The sequence below is a fragment of the Oscillibacter sp. KLE 1745 genome (genome assembly GCF_000469445.2).
GTDB classification, from domain to species: domain Bacteria; phylum Bacillota; class Clostridia; order Oscillospirales; family Oscillospiraceae; genus Oscillibacter; species Oscillibacter welbionis.
Genome location: NZ_KI271715.1, coordinates 25,223 through 49,658, shown reverse-complemented (window position 1 = coordinate 49,658; position 24,436 = coordinate 25,223). Strand labels below are relative to the sequence as shown.

Annotated in this window: 16 protein-coding genes, 2 pseudogenes and 1 riboswitch; of the genes and pseudogenes, 14 read left to right on the top strand and 4 right to left on the bottom strand. The window is 59.1% G+C overall.

The genetic code is table 11. From position 1 onward, the window contains the following. The first annotated feature begins 65 nt into the window (after positions 1-65). Positions 66-215, top strand: coding sequence for a hypothetical protein (locus tag HMPREF1546_RS18745; protein ID WP_021751815.1), 150 nt, complete (start codon positions 66-68; stop codon positions 213-215). A gap of 505 nt (positions 216-720) precedes the next feature. On the opposite strand, the gene HMPREF1546_RS06920 is transcribed toward HMPREF1546_RS18745, so the two are convergent. The 3 genes from HMPREF1546_RS06920 to HMPREF1546_RS06910 all read right to left on the bottom strand — a co-directional run bounded on the left by HMPREF1546_RS06920 (position 721) and on the right by HMPREF1546_RS06910 (position 4,363). Further along, the gene (locus HMPREF1546_RS06920; RefSeq protein WP_021748812.1) at positions 721-1,947 is read right to left on the bottom strand and encodes an FprA family A-type flavoprotein; all 1,227 of its coding nucleotides are present in this window, start codon (positions 1,945-1,947) and stop codon (positions 721-723) included. A 35-nt stretch (positions 1,948-1,982) separates the two neighbouring features. Next, positions 1,983-3,893 carry an acyl-CoA dehydrogenase family protein gene (locus tag HMPREF1546_RS18200; protein WP_021748811.1) on the bottom strand — a complete coding sequence of 637 codons (1,911 nt, stop codon included), beginning with the start codon at positions 3,891-3,893 and terminating at the stop codon, positions 1,983-1,985. A 65-nt stretch (positions 3,894-3,958) separates the two neighbouring features. Further along, on the bottom strand, positions 3,959-4,363 hold the full coding sequence (locus HMPREF1546_RS06910) for an Rrf2 family transcriptional regulator (RefSeq protein ID WP_021748810.1): 405 nt from the start codon (positions 4,361-4,363) through the stop codon (positions 3,959-3,961). 695 nt (positions 4,364-5,058) lie between these two features. On the opposite strand from HMPREF1546_RS06910, the gene HMPREF1546_RS06905 reads away from it, so the two are divergent. The 4 genes and pseudogenes from HMPREF1546_RS06905 to HMPREF1546_RS18740 all read left to right on the top strand — a co-directional run. Continuing rightward, positions 5,059-6,021 (top strand): reverse transcriptase family protein, encoded by a 963-nt coding sequence (locus HMPREF1546_RS06905; protein ID WP_025544348.1) that lies wholly within the window; start codon positions 5,059-5,061, stop codon positions 6,019-6,021. A 138-nt stretch (positions 6,022-6,159) separates the two neighbouring features. Further along, complete coding sequence (locus HMPREF1546_RS06900) at positions 6,160-7,005, top strand: tyrosine-type recombinase/integrase (protein ID WP_021748806.1); 846 nt, start codon at positions 6,160-6,162, stop codon at positions 7,003-7,005. 615 nt (positions 7,006-7,620) lie between these two features. After that, a complete protein-coding gene (locus HMPREF1546_RS06895) occupies positions 7,621-12,561 on the top strand; it encodes an S-layer homology domain-containing protein (RefSeq protein WP_021748804.1) in 4,941 nt (1,646 codons plus the stop codon). A gap of 166 nt (positions 12,562-12,727) precedes the next feature. Next, a pseudogene (locus tag HMPREF1546_RS18740) lies at positions 12,728-12,843 on the top strand (transposase); the annotation flags it as partial. A gap of 467 nt (positions 12,844-13,310) precedes the next feature. Here the strand turns inward: HMPREF1546_RS18740 and HMPREF1546_RS06890 are convergent. Then, positions 13,311-14,608, bottom strand: a pseudogene (locus HMPREF1546_RS06890) (FAD-dependent oxidoreductase). An 807-nt stretch (positions 14,609-15,415) separates the two neighbouring features. Between HMPREF1546_RS06890 and HMPREF1546_RS06880 the strand changes: the two are divergent. From HMPREF1546_RS06880 to HMPREF1546_RS06840, 9 genes are all read left to right on the top strand, one after another. Continuing rightward, the gene (locus HMPREF1546_RS06880) at positions 15,416-15,685 is read left to right on the top strand and encodes a tyrosine-type recombinase/integrase (protein WP_021748798.1); all 270 of its coding nucleotides are present in this window, start codon (positions 15,416-15,418) and stop codon (positions 15,683-15,685) included. Between the two features lie 1,349 nt (positions 15,686-17,034). Next, positions 17,035-18,135 carry a glycerol dehydrogenase gene (locus HMPREF1546_RS06875; protein ID WP_021748795.1) on the top strand — a complete coding sequence of 367 codons (1,101 nt, stop codon included), beginning with the start codon at positions 17,035-17,037 and terminating at the stop codon, positions 18,133-18,135. Positions 18,136-18,151: 16 nt separating this feature from the next. Then, positions 18,152-18,387: riboswitch (cobalamin riboswitch) on the top strand. A gap of 102 nt (positions 18,388-18,489) precedes the next feature. Continuing rightward, positions 18,490-18,807 carry a cysteine-rich small domain-containing protein gene (locus HMPREF1546_RS06870; protein WP_036630008.1) on the top strand — a complete coding sequence of 106 codons (318 nt, stop codon included), beginning with the start codon at positions 18,490-18,492 and terminating at the stop codon, positions 18,805-18,807. Further along, positions 18,804-19,775 carry an ABC transporter substrate-binding protein gene (locus tag HMPREF1546_RS06865; RefSeq protein WP_021748793.1) on the top strand — a complete coding sequence of 324 codons (972 nt, stop codon included), beginning with the start codon at positions 18,804-18,806 and terminating at the stop codon, positions 19,773-19,775. The genes HMPREF1546_RS06870 and HMPREF1546_RS06865 overlap by 4 nt, the downstream gene beginning before the upstream one ends. Further along, positions 19,738-20,757, top strand: a complete 1,020-nt coding sequence (locus HMPREF1546_RS06860; RefSeq protein WP_051319972.1) for an iron ABC transporter permease — start codon at positions 19,738-19,740, stop codon at positions 20,755-20,757. The genes HMPREF1546_RS06865 and HMPREF1546_RS06860 overlap by 38 nt, the downstream gene beginning before the upstream one ends. After that, positions 20,750-21,505 (top strand): ABC transporter ATP-binding protein, encoded by a 756-nt coding sequence (locus HMPREF1546_RS06855; RefSeq protein WP_021748791.1) that lies wholly within the window; start codon positions 20,750-20,752, stop codon positions 21,503-21,505. The genes HMPREF1546_RS06860 and HMPREF1546_RS06855 overlap by 8 nt, the downstream gene beginning before the upstream one ends. Before the next feature lie 12 nt (positions 21,506-21,517). Next, positions 21,518-22,138 (top strand): bifunctional precorrin-2 dehydrogenase/sirohydrochlorin ferrochelatase, encoded by a 621-nt coding sequence (locus HMPREF1546_RS06850; protein ID WP_021748790.1) that lies wholly within the window; start codon positions 21,518-21,520, stop codon positions 22,136-22,138. After that, positions 22,135-23,691 carry a uroporphyrinogen-III C-methyltransferase gene (gene cobA / locus HMPREF1546_RS06845; protein WP_021751809.1) on the top strand — a complete coding sequence of 519 codons (1,557 nt, stop codon included), beginning with the start codon at positions 22,135-22,137 and terminating at the stop codon, positions 23,689-23,691. Before HMPREF1546_RS06850 ends, cobA begins: the two co-directional genes overlap by 4 nt. Beyond that, positions 23,688-24,434, top strand: coding sequence for an energy-coupling factor ABC transporter permease (locus HMPREF1546_RS06840; RefSeq protein WP_021748787.1), 747 nt, complete (start codon positions 23,688-23,690; stop codon positions 24,432-24,434). The genes cobA and HMPREF1546_RS06840 overlap by 4 nt, the downstream gene beginning before the upstream one ends. Positions 24,435-24,436: the final 2 nt, after the last annotated feature.

The following is a 24,436-nucleotide window of genomic DNA, read 5'->3' as shown; positions in this document are numbered from 1 at the left end:
GGGCTTTGACTTCTTCAGCATCCAGGTGTTCAACCCGCGTGAAAACTCCAAGGACATGATGACCATTGACAACCGACAGAAATGTGAACTCCCGGCTGAAGGCCCTCCCCGTGGACTGGAACTACACCATCCCCTTCGGCTTGTTCCACACCCCCGGGGCCGCAGTTACTGTCAAACGGTTCCTGAGCGCGGCGAGGGCGGTATTTTCCCTTTGATCCCGCTTCACGGGCTGTAACGGAAAGGTATATGCCCATAGCTTTTGAGGCTTCTCCGGAAATCTCAATTTTTTATAATAGCCCCAGAACGGCCGCTATGCGGGAAGAGAACGATACATAATTTGATTTTTGAAAATGGGACGCGGTTCATTTCCGGGGCCAGGTGTCTGAAGAAATATCTGGCCAGCTTTTTGAGAAAAACGGATCGAATATGCTGCTGGTCGCAGACAGCAGCGGTGGGGAGCGGGACGCGGAGCACGGGACGAAGTGCCCGCCAGGTCCACCTGCCCTGCCCCAGCAGCGAGGCGGCAGGCGGCCTGCCTGTGCCGAAAGCCCGCCTCGGGGGAGTCCACCGGCTGACCCGAAAGAAAAAGAGGGCGGCATATCCGTAGGGATATGCCGCCCTCCTCTGCGCGAAGGCGCACCGGGGGAGACCGTTTCCGCCCGGTGCGCGTTTCTTATGGGATTTCCTCCGGTGCACGGAGCTATCCGGCTGCTCGGGGCGTCAGTTCTCCAGGTCCTCCTGCAGGGATTCCACCAGGGCGTCCGCCAGCTGATCCAGCTCTGCGGCCTTGTCCGCCTGAAGGGAGGAGGCCAGGGACAGCCGCTCGTTGAGCACCGTCATGTTCTTGAGTTCCTCGTCGATGAAGGCCTGCATCAGGTCTCCGGACTTGCAGGCCCAGGAGCCGTTCTCGATGATGGCGAAGGTGCGGTTCTGGAGGTTCAGGGCCTTCATGTCCTCCAGATAGCTCTTCATCACCGGGTAGATGCCCAGATTGTAGGTAACGGAGGCCAGGACGATGTGGCTGTACTTGAAGCTCTCGGCAATCAGGTAGGACACATGGGTGTTGGACACATCGTACAGGGCCACGTCGGTGATGCCCCGTTCGCAGAGCTTGGCGGCCAGCGCCTGGGCGGCTGCCTCGGTGTTGCCGTACATGGAGGCGTAGACAATCAGCACGCCCTTGACTTCCGGCTCATAGCGGCTCCATTTGTCGTACTTGTCGATGAAGTAGCCCAGATCCTTCCGCCACACGGGACCATGAAGGGGACAGATATACCGGATCTGGTCCAGGATGCCGCCGGCCTTGCCCAGCAGCAGCTGGATGTGGGGGCCATACTTGCCCACGATGTTGGTGAGGTACCGGCGGGCCTCGTCGATCCAGTCCCGGTCGAAGTTCACCTCGTCGGCAAACAGCTTGCCGTCCAGGGCGATGAAGGACCCAAAGGCGTCGGCGGAGAAGAGGACGCCGTTGGTGGTATCAAAGGTCACCATGGCCTCGGGCCAGTGGACCATGGGAGCTCCCACAAAGGTGACGGTGTGGTCGCCGAAGGAATAGGTGTCGCCCTCCTTGACCTGGATGCACTCGTGACCGTCCACATGGAAGCCGAACTGGCGCATCAGCATGAAGGCCTTCTCCGTGGAGATGATCCGGACCTTGGGATAGCGCAGCAGGATCTCCTCGATGGAGGCGCCGTGGTCCGGCTCCATGTGGTTGATGACCAGATAGTCCAGAGGCGTTCCGTTCAGCAGGTATTCGAGGTTCTCCAGCAGCTGGCGGCAGGCGGACCAGTCCACCGTGTCAAACAGGACGCTCTTTTCGTCCAGCAGCAGATAGGCGTTGTAGCTGACCCCCTTGGGGATGGGGTGGATGTTCTCAAACAGAGCCAGACGGTGGTCATTGGCGCCGACCCAATAGAGATTTTCGGTAACAGTTCTCACACAATGCATGAAGAAATCCTCCTTTACTCACAGATGACAGGCCGTTACGCCTCAATGAACTGGTCCTTGGGCTCCGCGCACTCCGGGCAGACCCAGTCCTCCGGCAGCTTTTCAAACAACGTGCCGGGGGCGATGTCACCGTCCGGGTCGCCCAGCTCGGGGATGTACTCATAGCCGCAGCCGCCGCAGACGTATCGCTTGCCGATGGGCTCCGGCTTGGGGAGACGGGGCCGCTTCATCTTCACCATGGGCGGCGCGGGCTGCTTTTCGCCGGTGTCCAGAGCAGCGGTCAGCAGGGGCAGAATCTCGTTCACATCCCCAACGATGCCATAGTCGCAGTTTTTGAAGATGGGGGCGCCGGCGTTGGTGTTGATGGCCACGATGGTAGAGGCGTCCTTGATACCCTTCAGGTGCTGCACCGCGCCGGAGATGCCGCAGGCGATGTACAGGTTGCCGGTGAACTTCTGACCGGACATGCCCACATAGCGGTTCAGGGGCACGTATTTCAGCGTCTCCGCCACCGGACGGGAGGAGCCGATGGCCGCGCCGGCGGCCTTGGCCAGATCCTCAATGAGCTTCATGTTCTTCTTGCCGCCGATGCCCTTGCCGGCAGAGACCACCCGCTCCGCCTGGGCGATGGGGGTGTCCAGGGGGATGCCCACAGTGAAGTCGTGGCCGTCCTTCTTCAAATGCTCCACCAGGGCGGCCACCTGCTCGGCGGGGGAGCCGTCCCGCAGGATGACCTTCTTCCGCACACCGGTGACGGGCGCGGGCTTCTTGGGCTGGCTGGAGGAACCGCCGGAACTCTTGGGGGCCTTGCCCAGGATATGGGAGGCGATGACCACCCGCTGGATCTCGTTGGTGCCCTCGTAGATGGTGGTGATCTTGGCGTCCCGGTAGGCCCGCTCCACCTCCATACCTTTCATGAACCCGGCGCCGCCGTGGATCTGCAGGGCGTCGTTGGTGACCTCCAGGGCGATGTCGGAGGCGTACATCTTGGCCATGGCGGACTCCATGCCGTAGGGGGCGTGCGCCTCCTTCAGCTCGGCGGCGGAGTACACCAGGAACCGGGCGCAGCGGAGCTTGGTGGCCATGTCGGCGATCTTAAAGGAGATGGCCTGCTGGAAGCCGATGGGCTTGCCGAACTGGATGCGCTCCTTGGAGTAGGCCACGGCGGCGTCATAGGCCCCCTGGGCGATGCCCAGCGCCTGGGCTGCGATACCGATGCGGCCGCCGTCCAGGGTGGACATGGCGATCTTGAAGCCGTCGCCCTCCTTGCCCAGCAGGTTCTCCCTGGGCACTTCCACATTGTCAAAGATCAGCTCGGCAGTGGAGGAGGAGCGGATGCCCATTTTGTCGTAGTGGTCGCCGAAGTAGAAGCCCTTCCAGCCCTTCTCCACGATGAAGGCGCTGATGCCCCGGGTGCCGATATCCGGTGTGGTGACGGCAAAGACCACATAGGTGTCCGCCTTGGGGGCGTTGGTAATGAAGATTTTGCCGCCGTTGAGGACATAGTGGTCGCCCTTCAGGACGGCGGTGGTCTCAGTGCCGCCGGCGTCGGATCCGGCGTTGGGCTCCGTCAGGCCGAAGGCGCCGATCTTCTCGCCCTTGGCCAGGGGCACCAGGTACTTGCGCTTCTGCTCCTCGGTGCCGTAGGCGAAGATGGGCCAGGAGCCTAAGGAGACATGGGCGGACAGGATGACGCCCGCGCCGCCGTCCACCCGGGCCAGCTCCTCCACGGCGATGGCGTAGCTCAGGGCATCCAGCCCGGCGCCGCCGTACTCCGCGGGGAAGGGGATGCCCATGAGGCCCATCTCGCCCAGCTTCCGGATGGCCTCGTCCGGGAACTCGTTCTGCTGGTCCAGCATGAACGCGATGGGTTTGATCTCCTCCTCCGCAAACGCACGGACTTTGGCGCGGAGTTCCTCGTGTGCCTGTGTGGTCTGAAACAGCATAGTCGTACCTCCTCTTTAATCTTGATAAAATTTATCAACTTTCAAGCAAAAGAAAAACTGTCAAATCAGGGGTCCGTCAAAATCTCCTGCAGGCTGTGGGCCCGCAGCTCCTCGTCCAGCTTGTTCTGAATCTCAGCCAGCTTGCAGTGCACGGTGCAGCCGCCGTGGCAGCTGCGCCAGGGGCATTGATACGCCGGATCCATGCAGGAGCTCAGATTCCCGCGTTCTCCCATGGCCTTCATCAGGTCATAGAGGCTGGTGCCGGTCAAATCCGCCGACAGCCGGCAGCCGCCCGCCGTTCCGCGGACCACCTCCACCAGTCCGGCCTTCTCCAGCTTTTTCAGGATTTTATAGGCAAAGGCCTGGGGGAGGAGTTCATCCTGTGCGATCTGTCCCGCGGTATGCAGTTTTCCATCCAACAGTGCCCGCAGGATGCGCAGGGCGTAATCTGTCTCCCGGGTAATGACCAATGCCGCGTTCTCCTTTTATGCGTCGTATTGTTAATTGGAGAATACCAATTTGGATATTTTTTGTCAAGTATCGGATGCAACCCTATAAAAAGTTTGGCAGTGTTCCATAAAAAACCAGTCGTGATTTTGATAAAATGCCGGGGCGGACGCCCTGGGACTCACGGTGGGCCCACCCGCCGGGGGACAGCCGGATATCGGTGTCGTTGCCGGGGAACACACTGTTCTGAAAGTCCGGCGCGGGGTCTGAGGGAACCGATTTCAGCAGGACGGCGATGCCGTTGTATTCAAACGTATTTTCGTTGTATAGGGAGTGGCCGGGAGTGCCATCGGTGCAGTTGAAACGGAACCGATTGCCCGTAAAGGTGCAGCCGGATGTGTGCTCCAGGCGGAGATCGAAAAGGCGGTGTCCCAGACGGTGAAGGTGCAGCTGCCGTCCGCCTCTTGACAGCGGCGGGCGATCTGCTATAATTCTGATAAAGTTCGCACCATGCCTGCTGACAGGGGTGATAGCTGCAGCCCCTTTCGGGCGCCGGCCGCGAGTCGCGGCCGGTTGGCTGGATTCTGGCGTATGCGCTTCGCGCAGGCGAGCCCGCTTGCGGTATTGGAGCACACCTGCGATGTGCTGGAAGATACCGCCGCGCGGTTCCCCATACAAATTTGTATCGCTCCGCAGGCATGAGAAGGGAGGAGAGCACTTGATTGTCTATCGGGAGCTCTCCTCCCTTGTGCGGGATCTGGGGATCCCCGCCGGGACGCTGTATGCCGTCAGCAATACACTGGACCGCCATTACATCCGCAGGCAGCTCCCCAAGTCCTCCGGCGGTGTGCGGGAGCTGTCGGTCCCGGACCCGCTGCTGAAGCACATCCAGCGCCAGATCCTGCGGGTGCTGCTGGTCCACATGCCTGTGTCCCCCTACGCCACGGCCTATCGATACGGCGGCAGCACCCTGTGCAATGCTGCGCCCCATGTGGGAAAGCCCTGTGTTTTGAAGCTGGACATCCGTCATTTTTTTGACAGTATCCTGTATTCCGCTGTGAAGGAAACTGCCTTTCCAGCTGAGGTTTATGCAGAGAACTTACGTATTCTGCTGGCTATGCTGTGCTACGGGTGGGATCGGCTGCCCCAGGGGGCGCCCACATCCCCCTGCATCACCAATATCCTTATGCGGGACTTTGACAACGAGGTGGGGGCCTGGTGCCGGGAGAGGCAGATCGCTTACACCCGGTACTGCGACGACATGACGTTCTCCGGCGATTTCGCCCGGGATGAGGTGCTCCGGTGCGTGGAGCCCCGGCTGCGGGCGCTGGGGTTCTATCTCAATCCCGGAAAGACAAAATGGCTCCCGGCAGACCGCCGGCAGCTTGTGACAGGTATTGTGGTCAACAAAAAGTGCAATGTCCCGTCCGAAGAGCGCCGTGCACTGCGCCAGGAGCTGCATTTCTGCCAAAAATTTGGCATCTCCGGCCACATGGCGCGAGCCGGGATCGACGGACCGGAGGACCGCTACCTGGCTCAGCTCCTGGGCCGGGTCAACTACCAGCTGCAGATCACGCCGGGAAGGCGGGAGCTGCAGGAAGCCCGGGACTGGCTGATCAAAGCACAGCCGCAATACGGCGGAGGGCGGGAGACATCTCCGGCAGAAAAACAGATATTGTGACATGGAAAAAGCGGGAACATCACGTAGATGTTCCCGCTTTTTCGGCTTTTTCCGAAGAGCTCGGGAGAATATCCCCGGCACATAAACCGCCGTCTGTAAGGTAAAATAAGGAGGATCTTTTGTTGAGGAGGTCTGCAAATGTCTGAACTTACGATTTCCAGTGAACGACTCACAGCCTTTGCTGCGCACCTGCGTGCCGAGGAGCGCAGCCCCGGTACCATCGAGAATTACCTGCGCCACATCCGGGCATTCGCCGTCTGGCTGGACGGCTCTCCGGTGACAAAGGAGACGGCGGCAGCCTGGAAAGAGCATCTGCTTACGCAGGACTATGCGCCGGCAACGGTCAATGCCATGCTGGCGGCGCTCAACGGCCTGTTTCACTTTCTGGGCTGGGACGGGTGCCGGGTAAAATTTCTGAGAGTCCAGCGCCGGCTGTTCCGGGACGCGGGCCGGGAGCTGACACGTCCGGAGTACGAACGTCTGATGGAGACGGCCCGTTCCAGAGGGCAGGAGCGGCTGGCGCTGCTTATGGAGACGATCTGCGCTACCGGCATCCGTGTCTCCGAAGTGCAGTATATCACCATGGAGGCAGCAAAACGGGGCCGGACGGATATCTTTTTAAAAGGGAAAATCCGAACCATCCTCCTGCCGGAAAAACTTTGCCGGAAGCTGCTGAAATACGCGCAAAAACACAAAACCGCTTCTGGTGAGATCTTTCTCACCAGAAGCGGAAGAAGCTTGAGCCGCCGTCAGATCTGGGCGGAGATGAAACAGCTGTGCAGATACGCAGGAGTGGAGCCGGGAAAAGTATTCCCGCACAATTTTCGGCATCTCTTTGCCACGATCTTCTACCGGGCCTGTAAGGATATTGTTCGATTGGCCGATGTGCTGGGCCACAGTTCCATCGAAACCACACGCATTTATCTGACGACCTCCGGTGCGGAGCACGCACAGCAACTAAACAGGCTGGGATTGATTTTATAGGACATAATTTATATTTTGACCATATAAAAGCGAAAATAAATATCTTTACTTACTGTATAGATAGTAATATTATACCATCTGGCATTTTGAAACACAAGACCCATCCCGTCTTTTGACACACAAAAAAGAGCCGCAAAAATGAGAAAGATTGCGGCTTTTCTTTTCATACCCATCAGTGCCTGGAAGGCGCTGATGGCGTGGCACTTTTTCTTTCTCACAGTGCAAACTGTGCAGAGCCAGATATTTTATATAGTCAAAATATAAATTTTGACATAAAAATATTCTAAAGAGAAAAGGATCGAACAGATGCTGACCCGTGACACCCGGACAGCGCGCCAGACAGATACGGTGTCCAAGAAAACTCAGTAATCCACAGCGGACGAATCTGCGGTCTGCTTTCGTCTGCTGCTGGAGCATTTCCAGGAGCGGTCGCTAAATGAACCGCTTATCGTCAGTTGGGAGGAGGTGATGGGACATGCTCTGTGATTTTCCTGTTCGCAGTGTTTACAGGCGGTCTCCGGAGCGGGAGCCGCCTGTAAAGCGGCTGTGTCATTGTGCGTTCTGAACCTGAAGCGCAGGGGTTATAAAGAAGTTATAAAAGGAGGAAACGAGAAAATGAAGAGAAAGTTGCTGTCTGTCCTGATGGCGCTCTGTCTAATACTGACGTTGCTTCCTACGGCAGTGTTTGCAGAGGAACTCACACCTCCGGAAGAATCCGGAGAACAGCAGGAAGAGCAGATCAAGGAGCCTTCGACTCCTGAAAAGGAGCCAGACGATCCGGAGAAAGAGCAGGAGGGAGAAGAGGACCTTCAGCCCAGTGACGGGGATCCGGAACTGCCCGCCGGTGACGGAGAGGATGAAAGGGATCCGCAGACGCCGGAAGACGGTGTACAGGACCCCACCGGGGAGGAAATCCCTGAAAATGGCAGCACCTCTGTGCCGAATGAGGTGCCGCTTCAGGAGATCATTCTTCTGGAGGAGTCCGCCGTTACCATGGAACAGAACGGCGGGACGACGGAATATGACTCCGTCAGTGCGGCCATCGCCGCTACGCAAGCGTATAACAAAGACACCAACAAAGGACTGTACACCATTACACTGAATGAGAACTTGGCTGAAGACGTGGTGATCCCGGAAGGCCGGTATATCAAAATCGACCTGAACGGCCACACCCTGACCAATAAGGAAAGTCATACGATCTTCAACAACAGCACCCGGATTACCATTGTGGATACCTCCGCGGAGAAGACCGGCGTGGTGGATAACATCAGCCATGGCAGGGGTGCGGTGTACAACAACATCAATGCGGCCATCACCCTGCAGGGCGGCTCTTATACCCGCTCTCAGGAGGCCAGTACCGGCAGCGACGCAAGCGGCAGCAACAGCTGGTATGTGTTGAAGAACTTCGGCACCATGACCATCAAAGACGGCGTCACGGTGAAGTTTTCTGATAGCAACTCCGGCCTCTATTCCAGCCTGATCGGCAATGGCTGGCAGAACAGCTCCGCAGCGGAGGCTGGATCCAATGGTGAGCCCCAGCCCAGCGCGGGCGGGAAGCAAGCCAAGCTGACCATCAACGGCGGCACCTTTACCGGCGGCCAGATCACAGTAAAGAATGACGATTACGGAGAGCTGACCATCACTGGCGGCAACTTCACGCAGCCCGGCGAGAGTCGCTATGCCGTATATAATGCCAACACGGCAACGATCTCCGGCGGCACATTTACCGCCGAGAGCACGGTTGTGGGCTCTGACTACTTTGCAGGCGGGGCCAACACCGGCAAGCTGACCATTTCGAAAGGAACATTCACCAGTGAGAGCAGCGGAACCGCCATTTCCATGGGTGCCGGCGCGGATCTCACGCTCACCGGCGGTACCTTCCAGACGCGGGGCGACGGCTCTTCGTACGTAATCAGTCTGGCAGAAACAGCCACAGCAGAAATTTCCGGCGGCAGCTTCCCCGGCGCCGAGGCGGCGCGGGTTGTCAACAGTTCCGACGCCTTCAGGGATGGCTACGGCGTGGTGAAAAATCCCGACGGTTCCCTCTCTGTTGGAGTGAAAGACGAGTCCGCCGAGGCGGTCGTGATTGCCCGGGATGGGAGCAGAACCAACTACCTGACGTTGAGTGCGGCTGCGAAAGCAGCGCCTGCCGGCAGCACCGTCCAGCTGCAGAAAAGTCTCGTGCTCACCTCCGGCATCAGTACTGTAAATTATGGTGTGACCATTGATCTCAATGGCTGTGATATTGACGGCACGGCAGTTACCAGCAGTGACGGCGCAGTGGCATTGAAGACGAATTACAGCAGTAAGCCGGTTGATGGCGTGGACTCCACTATGCGGCTCATCAACTCGGTTTCCGGGCAGGGCGGCACCATTCGGGCGAAGCTGCCTGTCAGCGTGAAATCCGGGAACAGTACGATTCCGCTGCCCGCCGAAATCGGCGCCGGCGTGACACTTGAGGTTCTGGAGGGCGGCACGGATGCTGTCAAGCTGGACAGCAGCGCGTATCTCCTATACAGTGAAACTGCGGCAGACTATATTGCCAACGGCGGCTTCCGGGTGAGCGTCGGCGGTGTCGACCGCATTTATGGCAGCTATGCCAATGCGGTGAGCGCTGCCGGGGACAATGCCGTCGTGACGCTGCTGCACGATTATACCGGAAGTGACAAGATCTATTCCGGCAGCCGCAGCGGCACGCTGAATCTTGCCGGCAGAACGTATACTTACACAGGCTCAGACGCGATTGTAGATGTCAATTATGAGAATGTCGGCCTCACCATCCAGAACGGCACCCTGATGGGGACAAGCCCTGAGGCAGATGGAGCTCAAGTGCTGTACAGCAACAGTTCCCTCACCCTGGAAGGTGTTACCGTCGACGTTAAGGGAGAAGATATCTACGGCATCGTCACCAACGGCACCAATGTGAAGAACGCCATCGCCCTGAAGAACAGCACCCTCAACGTGCCCAATGGGAACGGCATCTACTTCCCCAGCACCGGGACAGTGACCATCGAAAACTCCATCATCAACGCCAAGTATGTGGGTGTGCAGATGTGCGCCGGCAGTCTGGCAGTACGGGGAGCGCAGACGGCCATCACAGTGACAGGGGAGCCGACGCAAAAAACTGACAGCGACGGCGTCATCGGCGACGGCGCTGCCATCTCCATTGTGGAGCGGGAGGGCTATCAGGACCTGGGCACCGTCACCATTGAGGACGGAACCTTCCAATCCGCAGAAAGTGTTGATGCAGTCAAGGCCTACGCCTTCAATAATGCAAATAAGACGGAAGAAGCATGGCCCACTGCCGGCGAGGTAGTTTCTGTCTCCGGCGGCACCTTCTCCGCTGAAGTGCCGGAGGCCTTGTGCCAGGACGGCTATGTGGCGGTCAAGGATGAGAACGGCAGCTTTGTGGTGGGGAAAGATCCCGCCAAGACCTTTGTGGCGCAGATAGGCGACAGGGAGTTCACCACGATCCAGGGAGCCATTGATGCGGCCGGCTCCGGTGACACGGTTCGGATCAAACCCGGGACCTATGCCGACGATCTCACAATCAGCAAGAAGATCACGCTGCTTGGCAGCGGCGCGGACGAAGCCGGCACGATCCTGACGGGAACGGTCAGTGTTGCCGCGGATGGCGTCACACTGGATGGCATCTGGTTCCAGCAGACCTATTCTGAGCAGGACTCTAAGGACCAGGGGGCCTGCAAATTAAAAACCACGGAAACGGGAACAAATCTTACCATCCAAAACTGCATTGTTCAGCGGATGACCGGCACTGCAATTCCCTATGGCGCCATTGTTCATTACGGCGCCGCCGAAGGAACCCTGACTCTGAAAAACACGGAATTGATCGCCCCTGTTGCCGGGACCGCAGACGAAATCAACAGTGCGTCTCCTTCTGTGATCGGCGTTGCTGCTTGGGCGCAAACCGGCGAGAATATCGACGAAGCGTGGAAGCTGGTTGTAACAGACTGTACCATCCGTACCAACGGATTTGCGGTGTTTGACCGTTGGAACAACGCCACCTATACCAATACGACCTTCACCGGACTGGAAGGCGTGGAGGGACTCGATGACATCGAGGTCAAAACGTGCTATATGGCGCTCAATAATCCCCATGCAAATGATGTGACATACGATCATTGCACCTTCCGGAACATGCGCAGCTGGGGAATGCTGGTTGCAGGCGAAGAGCTCACGGTGACAGACTGCACCTTTGATGGAACAAACCAGTCCCGTGCGATCTCTGTGGCCTATGGTACAATCGACAAGTGTACGATTACGGGGAACACCTTTGATCTGAGCGGCAGCGGCAGCGGAATTATGTTCAGCGGCGCGGTGACCGAAACCTCCACAATCACAATTGCGGACAACACATTCAAAAACTGTAGCCAGGAGGGCGGATACTGCGTCAATAATACCGGCGCTGTGGAAGGAGAGCAGGTTGCTCCGATCACGGTCACAGGATCCACCTTTATCGACTGTGCGAACAAGTATCTGAACCAGGTAAATGTGGAGGAAGCCGCAGCCTCTGATACCGCTTACGTGGTGTCCGGAAACACGGAGACGTACTACGAGACGCTGGCAGAGGCGATCTCCTCCGCGCCCGTGGGTTCGGCCGTGTATCTGCTGAAGGACATCAGTGAAACGGTCTCCGTCTCCAAGAACATCTCTATTTACACAAACGGCCATGCTTTCAGTGCGGCGAATATCCAATGTGCCGCAAACTACTATGTGCGGCAGATCTCGGGAGGGTATGAGGTTTATTATTCTGCCCCATCTACCGGCTCCGGCGGCTCTGACAGCGATCCCAGTTACGCCCCCATCCTGGATGTCGGCAGCGGCGGCAGCGTGAAGGTGAATCCCCGGACTCCCGAGGAGGGCGACAAGGTGACCATCACCCCGGATCCCGACAGCGGTTATGGGGTGGACGAGGTCATCGTCACCGACCGGAATGGCCGGGAGATCGACGTCACCGCCAATCGGGACGGCACCTATACCTTTGAACAGCCCCGCGGCCGGGTGACCATCGAAGTCACCTTCGCCCGCACTGGGGAGAACGCCTTCTTTGCCGACGTACCGGAGACCTTCTGGGCCTACGATGAGATTGTCTGGGCCTATGACAACGGCTACGTCAACGGCACCACGGCCACGACGTTCAGCCCCAACGGCAGTATCACCCGCCAGCAGGTGTGGATGATCCTGGCGCGGCTCAGCGGAAAGTCTCCCGCCAACATGGCAGAGGCACGCACCTGGGCCATGGACAACGGCATCTCCGACGGTACCAACCCCGGTGCGGCGGTGACCCGGCAGCAGCTGGTGGCCCTGCTGTACCGCTTTGCGGAACTGCGGAATTATGCCAACGGCCAGCGGGCCGATCTGAGCGCCTATCCGGATGCCGGCAGCGTGGCGGGATACGCAGTGGAACCCCTGCAGTGGTCCGTGGCCAACGGCATCGTGGGCGGCACCAGCGCAGGGACGCTGAACCCCGCTGGAACAGCCACCCGCGCCCAGTTCGCGGTGATCCTTTATCGCTTCTGGAATCAGGTGGCCTGAGACAAAGCAGAATAAGACAGCAGGGCGGAGAAATCCGCCCTGCTGCTTTTTTGAAAAAGAGAACCACCGGCAAAACCGATGGTTCCAAAAAGCTTTAGCCATGCCGAAAAAATATCCTCCTTTGGTAGAACAATGGAAGTCTGCCAACTGCTACAAGAACCAAAGGAGGAAATTGTGTGAGTACAAGGGGATAGAAATTATAGAGGAGAGGCGTACAAAGATCATGTTCACATATTGGCAGGTATCCCGCCCAAGTACAGCGTTTCACAGATTATGGGGTGTTGAAAGGGGAAAAATAGTCTGATGATCTATGAAAGTATGCGAACATGAGATAAATATGAAAACCGGCATTTCTGGCGTAGGGGATATGACGGCGCGAAGGCGGACCACATCTTCAACGGAACAGGGGATCAAGAATCGTACTGATGGGGAAGGGGCGCACCTATATATCGGATACCGGATATAGATTGCTGTTCAAAAGGGAGCAATGCGGATACTATCTCTCTATATACAGATGGTTCCAAAACCAACCGGAACTGCTGCCCATATTCCGGCGGAGAGGGATGAGAGGCAGGGCCTGAACTATGCGGCAAGACCGGATCGGCCGATTGCCTTTTCCGGAAGGACTCTGTGCATCTTCTGCGGGCGGGGCAACAGACTAGGGATTGGGGGAAAGATCATGCTTGTTATGCAAACTCCATCTGCGTCTCAGCCAGGAAACACAGATGGAGCTGTTTCATTCGGCGGCACTACTTTTTCAGATTCCCCGTTGCCGGGTTGTCGATCAACCTGCCCTCCTCTGTAAAACGGGAGCCGTGGCAGGGGCAATCCCACGTGTGCTCCTGCGGGTTCCATTTCAACGCGCAGCCGAGATGGGGACAACGCTTGGCGGAAGGGGTCAGGAGGTTGACCACGGCCTCGAAGCCATTGACCGCCAATTGGGGGCGAAGAATCGTTCTGGAGGGGGAAAACACCTCGGCATAGGGGCTCTGCTTCCCTTGGACAAGATCGCACAGGACCATGGCCGACACCATGGCGGAGGTCATTCCCCACTTGTTGAAACCGGTGGCCACATACAGGTCGGATGCGCTGGCGGAATAGGGGCCGATATAGGGAACGCCGTCCAGAGACATGCAGTCCTGGGTAGCCCAGTGGGATGTCTCTGCGGCCTTGGGATAGTGCCGCTGGGCGAAATCCCGCAGTTCCTGCCAGGCCCCGCCCTGTTTTCCGGTGCGGTGGTCTCCGCCGCCTACCAGCAGCAAATTCTTGTAGTTGCGAAAGGACATGCCCGTCTGGGCCTCGTCCACATACATGCCGTCTACATTCGGGGCGTTTTCCAGGGCAATCACATAGGAGCGGTGCTGATACAGTTTGGCAAAGAAGCTGCCGTGCTTATTCAAAAAGGGAAAATGGGTGGCTACAATTATTTTGTTTGCCGTGACTTTTCCATAATCCGTAATTGCAGTTGTTCCGACCAGCTCCCGCACCGGCGTGTGCTCGCAGATGTGCAGGCTCTTTGAAATCGCGGCGATCCATTTCAGCGGATGAAACTGGGCCTGGTTTGGATATCGAACTGCTCCGGCCACAGGGAAGGGGAGGGGGAGGCGGTCTGTAAATTCCCCAGGAACCCCCAGTTTTTCCAGGGCATCCAGCTCCCGTTCAATTTTCCGGCGGTCATTCAGAGAGTACACATAGGCAGTCTTTTCTTCAAAGTCGCAGTCCATGCCGCGGCACAGCTCCCGGTACTTCTGAAGGGCCGCTTCATTGGCATCAAGGTACTGTTTGGCCTGGTCAGCTCCAAATTTACGGATCAGCTTGTCATAGATCAGGCCGTGCTGGGAGGTGATTTTGGCGGTGGTGTTTTTGGTGATCCCGCCGCCGATCGTCTCAGCTTCCAAGAGCAGATAGAGGACTCCGGCCTGGTGCAGCAGATATGCACATAAAACCCCGCTATCCCCCCGCCGATAATCAATACATCGGTCTTTGCATCCTGCTCCAGATGACCAAACCCTGTATGTCCGGACGTCTGCTCCCACAATGACTCCATATACGATCCTCCAAATGCGTAATTTAGAAATAGTGTTCTCCAAATCACGGGAACAATATGTGGAGGTTCGACACGATGGCTCTGAATGGAAGGGCGAGCCAACGGCTCCGATGTACACGCTCACCCTGTACCGACGGAAAGACTCCGCAGATTGAAAGCCGTCATTTGCGCTTCCGCCATCCGGAAATTTCAGATGCAAGGAACAGCACTCAGCCCCAGGCAGACACGGATCTGGACGGCGCATGGGAGGTGCTTTTGAAAAATCCGGCCAAAACGCAGCGCAGCGGCGCAAAGGCGGCGTTGTCCTGGAGCCTCATAAAAATTCCTTCCCGAAAAATAGTCTTGTGTTTGTGCTGCCGGTCAGCTTTGCTGTGCTTCCTGCTGCTTGCGGATATGAAAGCGGAGGCAGTCCAGACGCTCCAGCTGCGGCCTGATATACTGAATCGAAAGATGGAAAGCTGTCCCGACACAATCCGCCTCCGCAGCTGTCAATTCTTTGATAACTCTGGCCGGAAGCCCGGGCAATTCCTCTCTGGAGATACAGTGGCTCTATAAAGAGCTGCTGAAAAAGGAGGACGTTCAAAGCAAAGAGAACCGCTGTAAAGCAAAAAGACTTGTATGCAAAACAGTGCGGAATCTTCGCCAAATGCCGTCCCCCGCCATGGAAGTAGAGGCGGAACAGTCGCTCATCCGAACAACCCCGGCCAAGAGCTGCGCACACTGCGAAAGGTGGAGCGCAGGAGGTGAAGGACCTGACACCGGATCAGCTGACAGCGTTTTTTCAGAAGGCCGGGAAAAGCGGCGTGTATGAACGCTGCTACATGGACCTGGACAACCGGCCTGCGGCGGGGAGAGCTGTTGGGATTAAAATGGACAGGCATTGACTTCCAGAGAAAAACGCTCCGTATCCAGCGGCGTATCGCCCGGCAGAACGGGGGAAACGTGAAAACAGTCTCCGAAATGATGGGCCATTACAGCGCCGGATTCACGCTGGACACCTACGCCCACGTCACCAAAGACACCCAGATCCAGGCGGTAAACACGGTCAGCGGCATCCTGACAGCAGCGAGGAACTGATAGTAATGGTAGAAGTAGCCTGAAATTTCACCGGCCTGTGGCGTGATATGGGCAGAGACGAAGCGGGGGAAGGACCGGAGAAAAACAGAGAAGCCTGTGTTCTTAGAGAACACAGGCTTCTTGCTGGTACGCCCTGAGGGATTCGAACCCCCGGCCTTCTGGTCCGTAGCATTTCGCGCTATTATAGGGTCAATTCAAAGCCGTTGTCCCTATGTCTTCTGCTATCGATAGAGATCATTGGCCGCTATTGTCTATGAGTTTAAGATTGTATTCCACCAGTAGCAACTGCTGAATACCTTGAACAGAGATTTCTCCCTCCGAGACCTCTTCGTTCATAGTTGCAGCGCTCTGAAGTACGATTCGTAATTCCTCTGAAGATATGAGAAGCTGCTCCAGCAGCAGTGCGCCAAATCGGAGACTGCCGGAAGTCAGCAGAGTTGACAGGCGCGATACCTCCCTACTGCAGGAAGATCACAGCATTGGTGGAAAGAGCCCGCTGATCCATCTCGGAGACGGGGCCAGGGAGCATCCCTATCGGGAAGAACCGGCGTCAAGGCGTGTTTGGACTGGGCGGCAGAAAAAGTTGCGGCCAGAGTGATAAAAAGCGCAGAGCATATCCTGAAAAAACATGGGAACGGCCTGACAGTAGGGAGAGACGGCCTTAACAGGCGGAAACCTCTATATGTACCGTTAGGCCGGACTGCCATGACAGCGTGGCCCGCAGGGGACACTGCCGCAGCTGGAGCAATTGCCGACAGATGCCGGTGTAATCGTGGTAATGCTGTGGGGGATTTGTCTGTTGGGATTACTCGTTGACTTGCCCTTCGGCGGCTTCTTCCCGGATGGCGGAAATGCATCGGACACCTCGGCATCTTTCATGGGCAATTGAGAAAATGCGGCGGACTGAAAAGCCAAGAATGAAAGAAAATATCAACTAAAATTGTGCGCAAATATGCAACGGTCAGATTTTTTGCATACACATGCGGCAGATAGAATAGGGAACTATATGTGAAAAACAGCTTTGCAAAAGCGACGGTTATCAAAATAAATTGTGGAAATACGAGAAAAAATTCAAATATTCGACAAATATTCCTACAAAATCCTCAATTTATTAAATAACGCGAATAATGGCATAAATTTTGCTATTATTAACACCTGTGTGCATTGCAAGTAGATATTCCGCTGCCTTTGAGTGAATCTTGTTTCCTTCTTGGACAGTAGGTTTGCCACAGCAGCACTCTGCACACCAAAGAATGTTGACAATGCGCAGATACCATTGTGTGGTTAATTGCATAGACTGAGATTTTTACCGTTAAAAAAGAAGACACAGATTGAAGGGACATTGTGAGATGCAGAAAATTCTGAAGAGCCCTGGGAAATACGTGCAGGGCGCGGGTATCCTTGGTGAGATTGATGAATATTTGCAGGGGATGGGCAGACGGCTGCTAATCTTGATCAGCCAGTCCGGCACAAAGCGCATCTGCCCGACACTGGATGCCTGCTTCCAGGGCAAGGACTATGAGTTGCACTACGAAATATTCCAGGGCGAATGCAGTCAGACGCAGATTGATCGGCTGACAGCTGTGGCCCGCGAGCAGAAGAGTACCGTAGTCGTGGGCATCGGCGGCGGCAAGATTCTGGACACGGCCAAAGCGGTGGCCCACTATGCGGCCTTGCCGGCAGTGATCGTGCCCACCGTGGCATCTACGGATTCGCCCTGCAGCTCCTTGAGTGTTGTCTACCTGGACAACGGGGAGTTTGACCATTACCTGTTCCTGAACCGCTGCCCCGATATGGTGGTGGTGGATACGGCCGTTGTCGCCAAGGCGCCGGTGGCGCTACTGGTGGCGGGAATGGGTGACGCTATGGCAACCTATTTTGAAGCGCGCGCATGCCGGGCCTCCGGCAGCGATAATCAGACGGCCGGCAAGCCAACCCGGGCCGCCACGGGGCTTGCGGCCATGTGCTGGCAGTATCTGCAGCGGGACGGCCTGCGGGCCAAGATCGCGGTGGAGGCCGGTGCCTGCACTGAGGCGGTGGAGACCATCGTGGAGGTGAACACCTATCTCTCCAGCGTGGGATTTGAGAGCGGCGGCTTGGCCGCGGCCCACGCCATCCAGAAGGGCTTCACATTTATCCCCCAGCTTCATGACCTGTACCACGGGAACAAAGTGGCATTCTGCACCCTGGTGCAGCTGGTGATGGAGGATGTGCCCAAGGAGGAGTTGGAGAGTGTGCTGAAGTTCTGCTGCGACGTGGGCCTTCCGGTGTGTTTTTCGGATATGGGCTATGTAACGCTGGAGCACGACCTGTTGAGGAAGGCGACGGAAAAGGCCTGCGTCCCCGGCGCGACGATCCACAACATGCCCTTTACCGTCACGCCAGAGATGGTGTATCAGGCCATGCTGGCGGCGGACGCCCTGGGAAGGTGCTATCATGCCAGTTGTTGAGGAAGAAGGGCTGGAGAACAATCGAATAACGCGGGATGTCTCCGTCTCTGCTCCGGCAGAGACGGGGATGAGGAAATTCGGTGAGAATCCGAAACGTGCCGGCACTGTAAGCGGAAGATTTCGCCTAAACGCCTTTTGGGCGCTGAACGTGAGTTCGCCATTGGAGCAATCTGAGAAGGTGGGTTGAAAATCGGGGAGACATGGGGATCCCTGCCGCAAGTCAGGAGACCTATCTCGCGGGAAGCGGCGTATTTGCAGGAAGTAAAGCGCGTATTTGTTGTGGGAATATCGGCCACGGCAGCCAAGGCTGCCGTGGCTTTTTTAGGCGTTCGGGCGCGGAAAGGAAAGGGCACAGTGGGAGAGAAGAAAACCCGTCGATATGCATTTTTTCAAAACCGGGAATGTGAGATGTTCCCCTGTCATGAGGGGATATCGGCAGAGGAGTTCAACTGCCTGTTCTGCTATTGCCCGCTCTACTGCCTGGGACCTGGCTGCGGCGGAAGCTGGACTTATACCGACCGGGGCGTGAAGAGCTGTGCGGACTGCACATTCCCCCACAGGCGGGAGAATTACGATGCGGTGCTCCGCCGCTTCCCGGAACTGCAGCGCATGGCAGCGCAGAACTGCGGGGCGGAAAACGATACCAGAGCGAAGAAAGAAGAGAGAACGTGAGCAGACAGAGAAAAAGAGGGATCAACCGGGCGGCGGGGGTGCTGATGGTGCTTCTGATGCTGACCCTCCTGATCTCCTGCGGGGCGGAGGAGGATCCCCATCCCGCTCCCGAAGAGGGCGGAGTGACATTTACAGATGACCTGGGCCGGCAGGTGACTGTGCCGGCGGCGCCCCAGCGGGCGGCGGCACTGATCGGGAGCTTTGCGGACGTGTGGTGCCTGGCAGGGGGACAGGAGACGCTGGTCGCAGCCGCCGAGAACAGCTGGACCCAGTTTGAACTGGAGCTGGACGAGTCCGTGACGAACTTGGGTGAGGTCAAGACCCCGAATGTGGAGGCACTGCTGGCGGCTGATCCGGATTTTGTCCTGGGGAGTGCCAAGACAGCCGCCGACGTGGAGCTGATGGACCTCCTGGAAGAGCTGGGGATCCCGGTGGCTTACTTCGACATCAGCTCTTTCGGGGACTATCTGCGGATGCTGGACATCTGCACCCGGCTTACCGGCTCCCCGGACAATTACCAGCTCTACGGTGCCCGGGTGGAAGCACAGGTAGAGGTGGCCCGCGGCCGGGCGCAGGACCCGGGGCCTCGGGTGCTCTATATCCGGGCCACCGGCTCCAGCTGCAAGGTGAAGAACAGTCAGAACACGGTTTTGGGAGAGATGCTGGCGGACCTTGGCTGCGTGAACATCGCCGACAGCGAGACGGGCCTTTTGGAGAACCTCAGCCTGGAGACCATAGTGGCGGAGGACCCGGACTACATCTTTGTGGTGGTGCAGGGCAGCGATCCCGCGGACGCGCAGGCGCTGCTGGAGGCCACGCTGCTCTCCAACCCTGCCTGGGAGGGCCTGACCGCGGTGCGGGAGGGCAGATATCACGTGATGGATCAGAGATTGTACAATGTAAAGCCGAATGCACGGTGGGGAGAGGCGTATGAGAAACTGGCGGACATCCTCTATCCGGAGCAGTAACTGGGCCGGCGCTATGGCGATTCTGACGGTGATGATGCTGCTTCTGGCGCTGCTGAGCCTGTGCTTGGGGGCTGAGATGGTGAATCCGGGGAAAATCCTGGCAGAGCTGCTGGAGGGCGGCAGAGATTCTGCGGCCGTGCGCATTTTCCTCTATGTCCGCCTGCCCCGCACCTGTGCCTGCCTGCTGGCGGGCGCCTCCCTGGCAGTGGCCGGGACTATTATTCAAGGCGTACTGGCCAACTCCTTGGCGGCGCCTAGCACCATCGGCGTCAACGCTGGGGCGGGCCTTGCGGTGGCGGTGTGCTGCGCGGTGGCGCCCAGTGCATCTGCGGCCACCCCCTGGGCCGCCATGCTGGGCGCATTCGGCGGCGTGCTGCTGGTGTTGTACATCTCTCAGAGGACCGGCGCCTCCAAGATCACCCTGGTGCTGGCGGGGGTGGCGATTTCCAGTATCTTCGGCGCGGGGGTAGATCTGGTGGTCACGTTGGTGCCAGAGGCGCTGAACGGCTATTCGGACTTCCGTATCGGCGGCTTTTCCGGAGTGTCCATGTCCCAGATCATGCCGGCGGTGTGGCCGATCCTCCTGGGCATGGTTGGGGCCCTTTCCCTCCACGGGGAGATGGACGTCCTTCTGCTGGGGACGGAACAGGCGCAGGCACTGGGCTTGCCAGCCAGACGGCTGCGGCTCATCCTTCTGGCGCTTGCGGCTCTGCTGGCAGGAGCGGCCGTCAGCTTTTCCGGACTTCTGGGATTTGTGGGGCTGATCGTGCCTCACATGATGCGCCAGTTGGTGGGCGAGGAGAGTGGGCCGCTTCTGGTGGCCTCCGCCTTGGGCGGGGCGGGACTCCTGTGCGGCTGTGATCTGCTGGCAAGGCTGCTGCTGGCCCCCTATGAGATTCCGGTGGGGATTGTGATGTCTCTGGCGGGCGGGCCCTTCTTCCTGTGGCTGCTGGGCAGAAGGGGGGTGCACGGCCGTGATTGAGCTGCGGAAGCTGAGCTGTGGCTATCGGGAAAACCCGGTGCTGCGGGAGGTGAGTCTCACCTTCCCTATGGGGAAGGTAGTGGTGCTGCTGGGCCCTAACGGCTGCGGCAAGAGCACCCTGCTGCGGACAGCTATGGGCCTTCTGTCCAAGCAGGGGGGCGAGGTCCGTTTTGACGGCGTGGAAATTTCTGCCCTGTCGGCGCGAGAGATCGCAAAAAAGGTGGCCTATCTCTCCCAGTCCAGAAACATCCCGGCCATTACCGCGCGGCGGATGGTGCTCCATGGGCGGTTCCCATACCTCTCCTATCCCCGCCGGTACCGGTCGGAGGATTACGCCATCGTCCAGCGGGCGCTGGAGCAGGCGGACGCGGCGGACCTAGCGGAGCGGCCTGTGGGAGAGCTGAGCGGCGGTCAGCGCCAGAAGGTGTATCTCGCCATGGCGCTGGCGCAGGATACAGATACCGTGCTGATGGACGAGCCAACCACTTATATGGATGTGCGCCATCAGCTGGAAGTAATGGCTATGGCCCGAAAGCTGGCTGGACAGGGCAGAGCAGTGGTGCTGGTGCTCCATGATCTGTCCCTGGCCCTGCGGACGGCGGATGAAGTGGCTGTGCTGGACCGGGGACGGCTTCAGATGGTGGGGACCCCGGAGGAGGTCTTCACCAGCGGTGCTTTGAACAGCGCCTTCGGCGTCACGGTGAAGCGGGTACAGAGTGAGGACGGCTGGCAGTATTACTGCCGGTGAGAGGAGGGGCATATGGGGTATTTTCCCTTTTTTGTGGATCTTCAGGGGAAGGCAGGACTGGTGGTGGGCGCCGGCGCGGTAGCCCGGCGGAAAGTGGAAAAGCTGCTGCCCTTCGGAGCGAGGCTGCGAGTGGTGGCACCGGAGATCTGCCCGGCGCTGCGGGAACTCCCCGGCGTGACGCTGGATCAGCGTCTCTTCCGCCCGGAGGATCTGGAGGGCGTGGATTTTGCAGTGGCTGCCGCCGGCAGCGTCCAGGTGGACCAACAGGTGGCCCGACTGTGCCGCAGGATGGGAATCCCCGTCAACACGGCGGACGGCGGGGAGGGGACCTTCCTCTTTCCGGCGCTCATCCGAAGGGGGATGCTGACGGTGGGGGTCTCCACCGGGGGGGTGAGCCCCGGAGCGGCGGCCTGCCTCCGGGACCGGATGGAGGCGGCGCTGCCGGACCGGACCGAGGAGATCCTCGTGTGCCTGCATGCATACAGGGAGCGTGTCCGCGCCCTGCCGGAGCCCCTCCGGCGGCAGGCCCTGGCGGCGGCCCTGGAAGCGTGCCTGGAGCGTGGGCGTCCCCTGGAGCCCGCGGAACAGGAGCGGCTCCTGGAAGAATACAGGACGGGAGGAGAGAGGAAATGAGAGGATGCGTATATCTGGTAGGTGCCGGCTGCGGCCGGGCGGATCTGATCACCCTGCGGGGGCTGCGGCTGCTGCAGTGCTGTGACGTGGTGGTCTATGATGACCTGATCGACCGGCATCTGCTGGAGGCGGCACCGCAGGCGGCGGAGCGGCTGTATGTGGGGAAGCGGCTGGGCCGCCACTCCACGCCTCAGGAGGAGATCTCCCGTCTCCTCGTGAAAAAGGCCCTGGAGGGCAAGGTGGTGGTCCGGCTGAAGGGGGGAGATCCCTTCGTCTTCGGACGGGGCGGCGAGGAAATGGAGGCGCTGCTCTCCGCAGGCATCCCCTGCGAGGAGGTGCCGGGGATCACCTCTGCGGTGGCCATTCCGGCGGCGGTGGGAATCCCGGTGACTCACCGGGGAGTCAGCCGCAGCTTCCACGTGATCACCGGCCACACCTTTGATGAGCGGGGTGAGCCCGCAGGCGGCTGGGGCAGCCTGGCCAATCTGGAGGGGACGCTGGTGTTCCTCATGGGGCTGGCCAATCTGGAGGGGATTGCAGACGGGCTGCTCTCGGCGGGAAAGCGCGCTGAGACTCCGGCGGCGGTGATCTCCAGCGGAATGGGCCCCCGGCCAGTGGCGGTGCGGGCTCCGCTGGCCCAGCTGGCGGAAAAGACCCGGGCCGCGGAGCTGAAGGCTCCGGCCATCATCTTGGTGGGGCCCACGGCGGCACTGGACTTTTCCGCCACGGTGGAACATCCCCTCTCCGGCGTGCGGGTGGGTGTCACCGGCACGGCTGGGCTTCGGCAGAAGCTACAAGAGCTGCTGACCGGGTTGGGCGCCGTGGTGGAGACTGCGGCGGGCCTGACCGTGGAGGAGCTTCCCCTTCCCCTCCGGCTGGAGGACCTGTGTGCCGGAAGAAGCCCCTGGCTGGTGTTCACCAGCGCCAATGGCGTGAACATCTTCTTCCGCAAGGCCCGGCGGGAGGGGCTGGATCTGCGGCGCCTGGCCGCCTGCCGCTTCGCGGTGATCGGCGCGTCCACCGGACGGCGTCTGGCCAGCCACGGCATCCAGGCGGACCTGTGCCCGGCGACCTATACCAGTGCGGGTCTGGCGGAGGCTCTGAAGGGGCGGCTGGAGCCCGGGGATCAGGTGGTGCTGCTCCGCTCCCGGCAGGGGACGGAGGTGCTGCCCCAGCTGCTGGCCCGGTGGGGATACGAGGTTCGGGAACTGTCTCTGTATTCTTTGCGGGGAGAGCGCACCTGGGATGAAAAGCACCCTCTGGACTATCTGCTGTTCGCCAGCGCCGGCGGCGTGGAGGCGTTTTTCGCCGGCGGCGATGTGGCGGAGGGGACCGTGTGCGTGTGCATCGGGCCGGTGACGGCCCGGGCGCTGGCGGGCCACGGCCATCGGACTTTTCTGACGGCGGCGGAGATCTCCGCGGAGGGACTTGTGCAGGCAATCCTGCGCCACCACGCAGGCGGGGAACAGGCAGAGGGGGAACCTATCAGAGAACCGGAGCTGAAGGATTTCCGGACAGGGACCCGAGAAAATAAAAAAGGAGAATCGACATGAAAAAATGGGAGAAAAACCTCGTCTCAGCGGCCGGCGCTCTGGCGCTGGTCCTGTGCGCCGTCCCAGGGGCTTCCGCTATGCACATCATGGAGGGATACCTGCCCCCAGTGTACTGTGTGGCGTGGGGGGCGCTGTGCCTGCCCTTCCTGGCATGGGGGCTGGCGTCCATCCGCCGTCTGGTCCGGGAACAGCGCAAGGCGCTGCTTCTGCTGGCTATGGCGGGCGCGTTTGTATTCGTCATCTCCTCGCTGAAGATTCCCTCTGTCAGTGGCAGCTGCAGCCACATGACAGGCACCGGCCTGGCGGCGGTCCTCTTCGGTGCGCCCACAGCAGCGGTGCTGGGGCTGATCGTGCTGGTGTTCCAGGCCCTTCTGCTGGCCCATGGGGGGCTGACTACCCTGGGGGCAAACACCTTCAGCATGGGCGTGGCCGGGCCTCTGGTCAGCTTCGGCCTGTATAAACTCTGGGAGAAGCTGGGCCTGCCCCGGCTAGCGGGGGTGTTCCTGGCGGCGTTTGCCGGTGACCTCTTTACTTACTGTGTCACCAGTCTCCAGTTGGCGCTGGCCTATCCCAGCCCGGTGGGCGGCGTGGCCGCCAGCGCGGTGGAGTTCCTGGGGGTGTTCGCTCCCACCCAGCTGCCTCTGGCCGTGGTGGAGGGAATCCTCACCATGCTGGTGGTCATGGGCCTGGAGACCTATGCCCGCCCGGAACTGCGGACCATCGGCTACATGAAGGAGGTATGAGC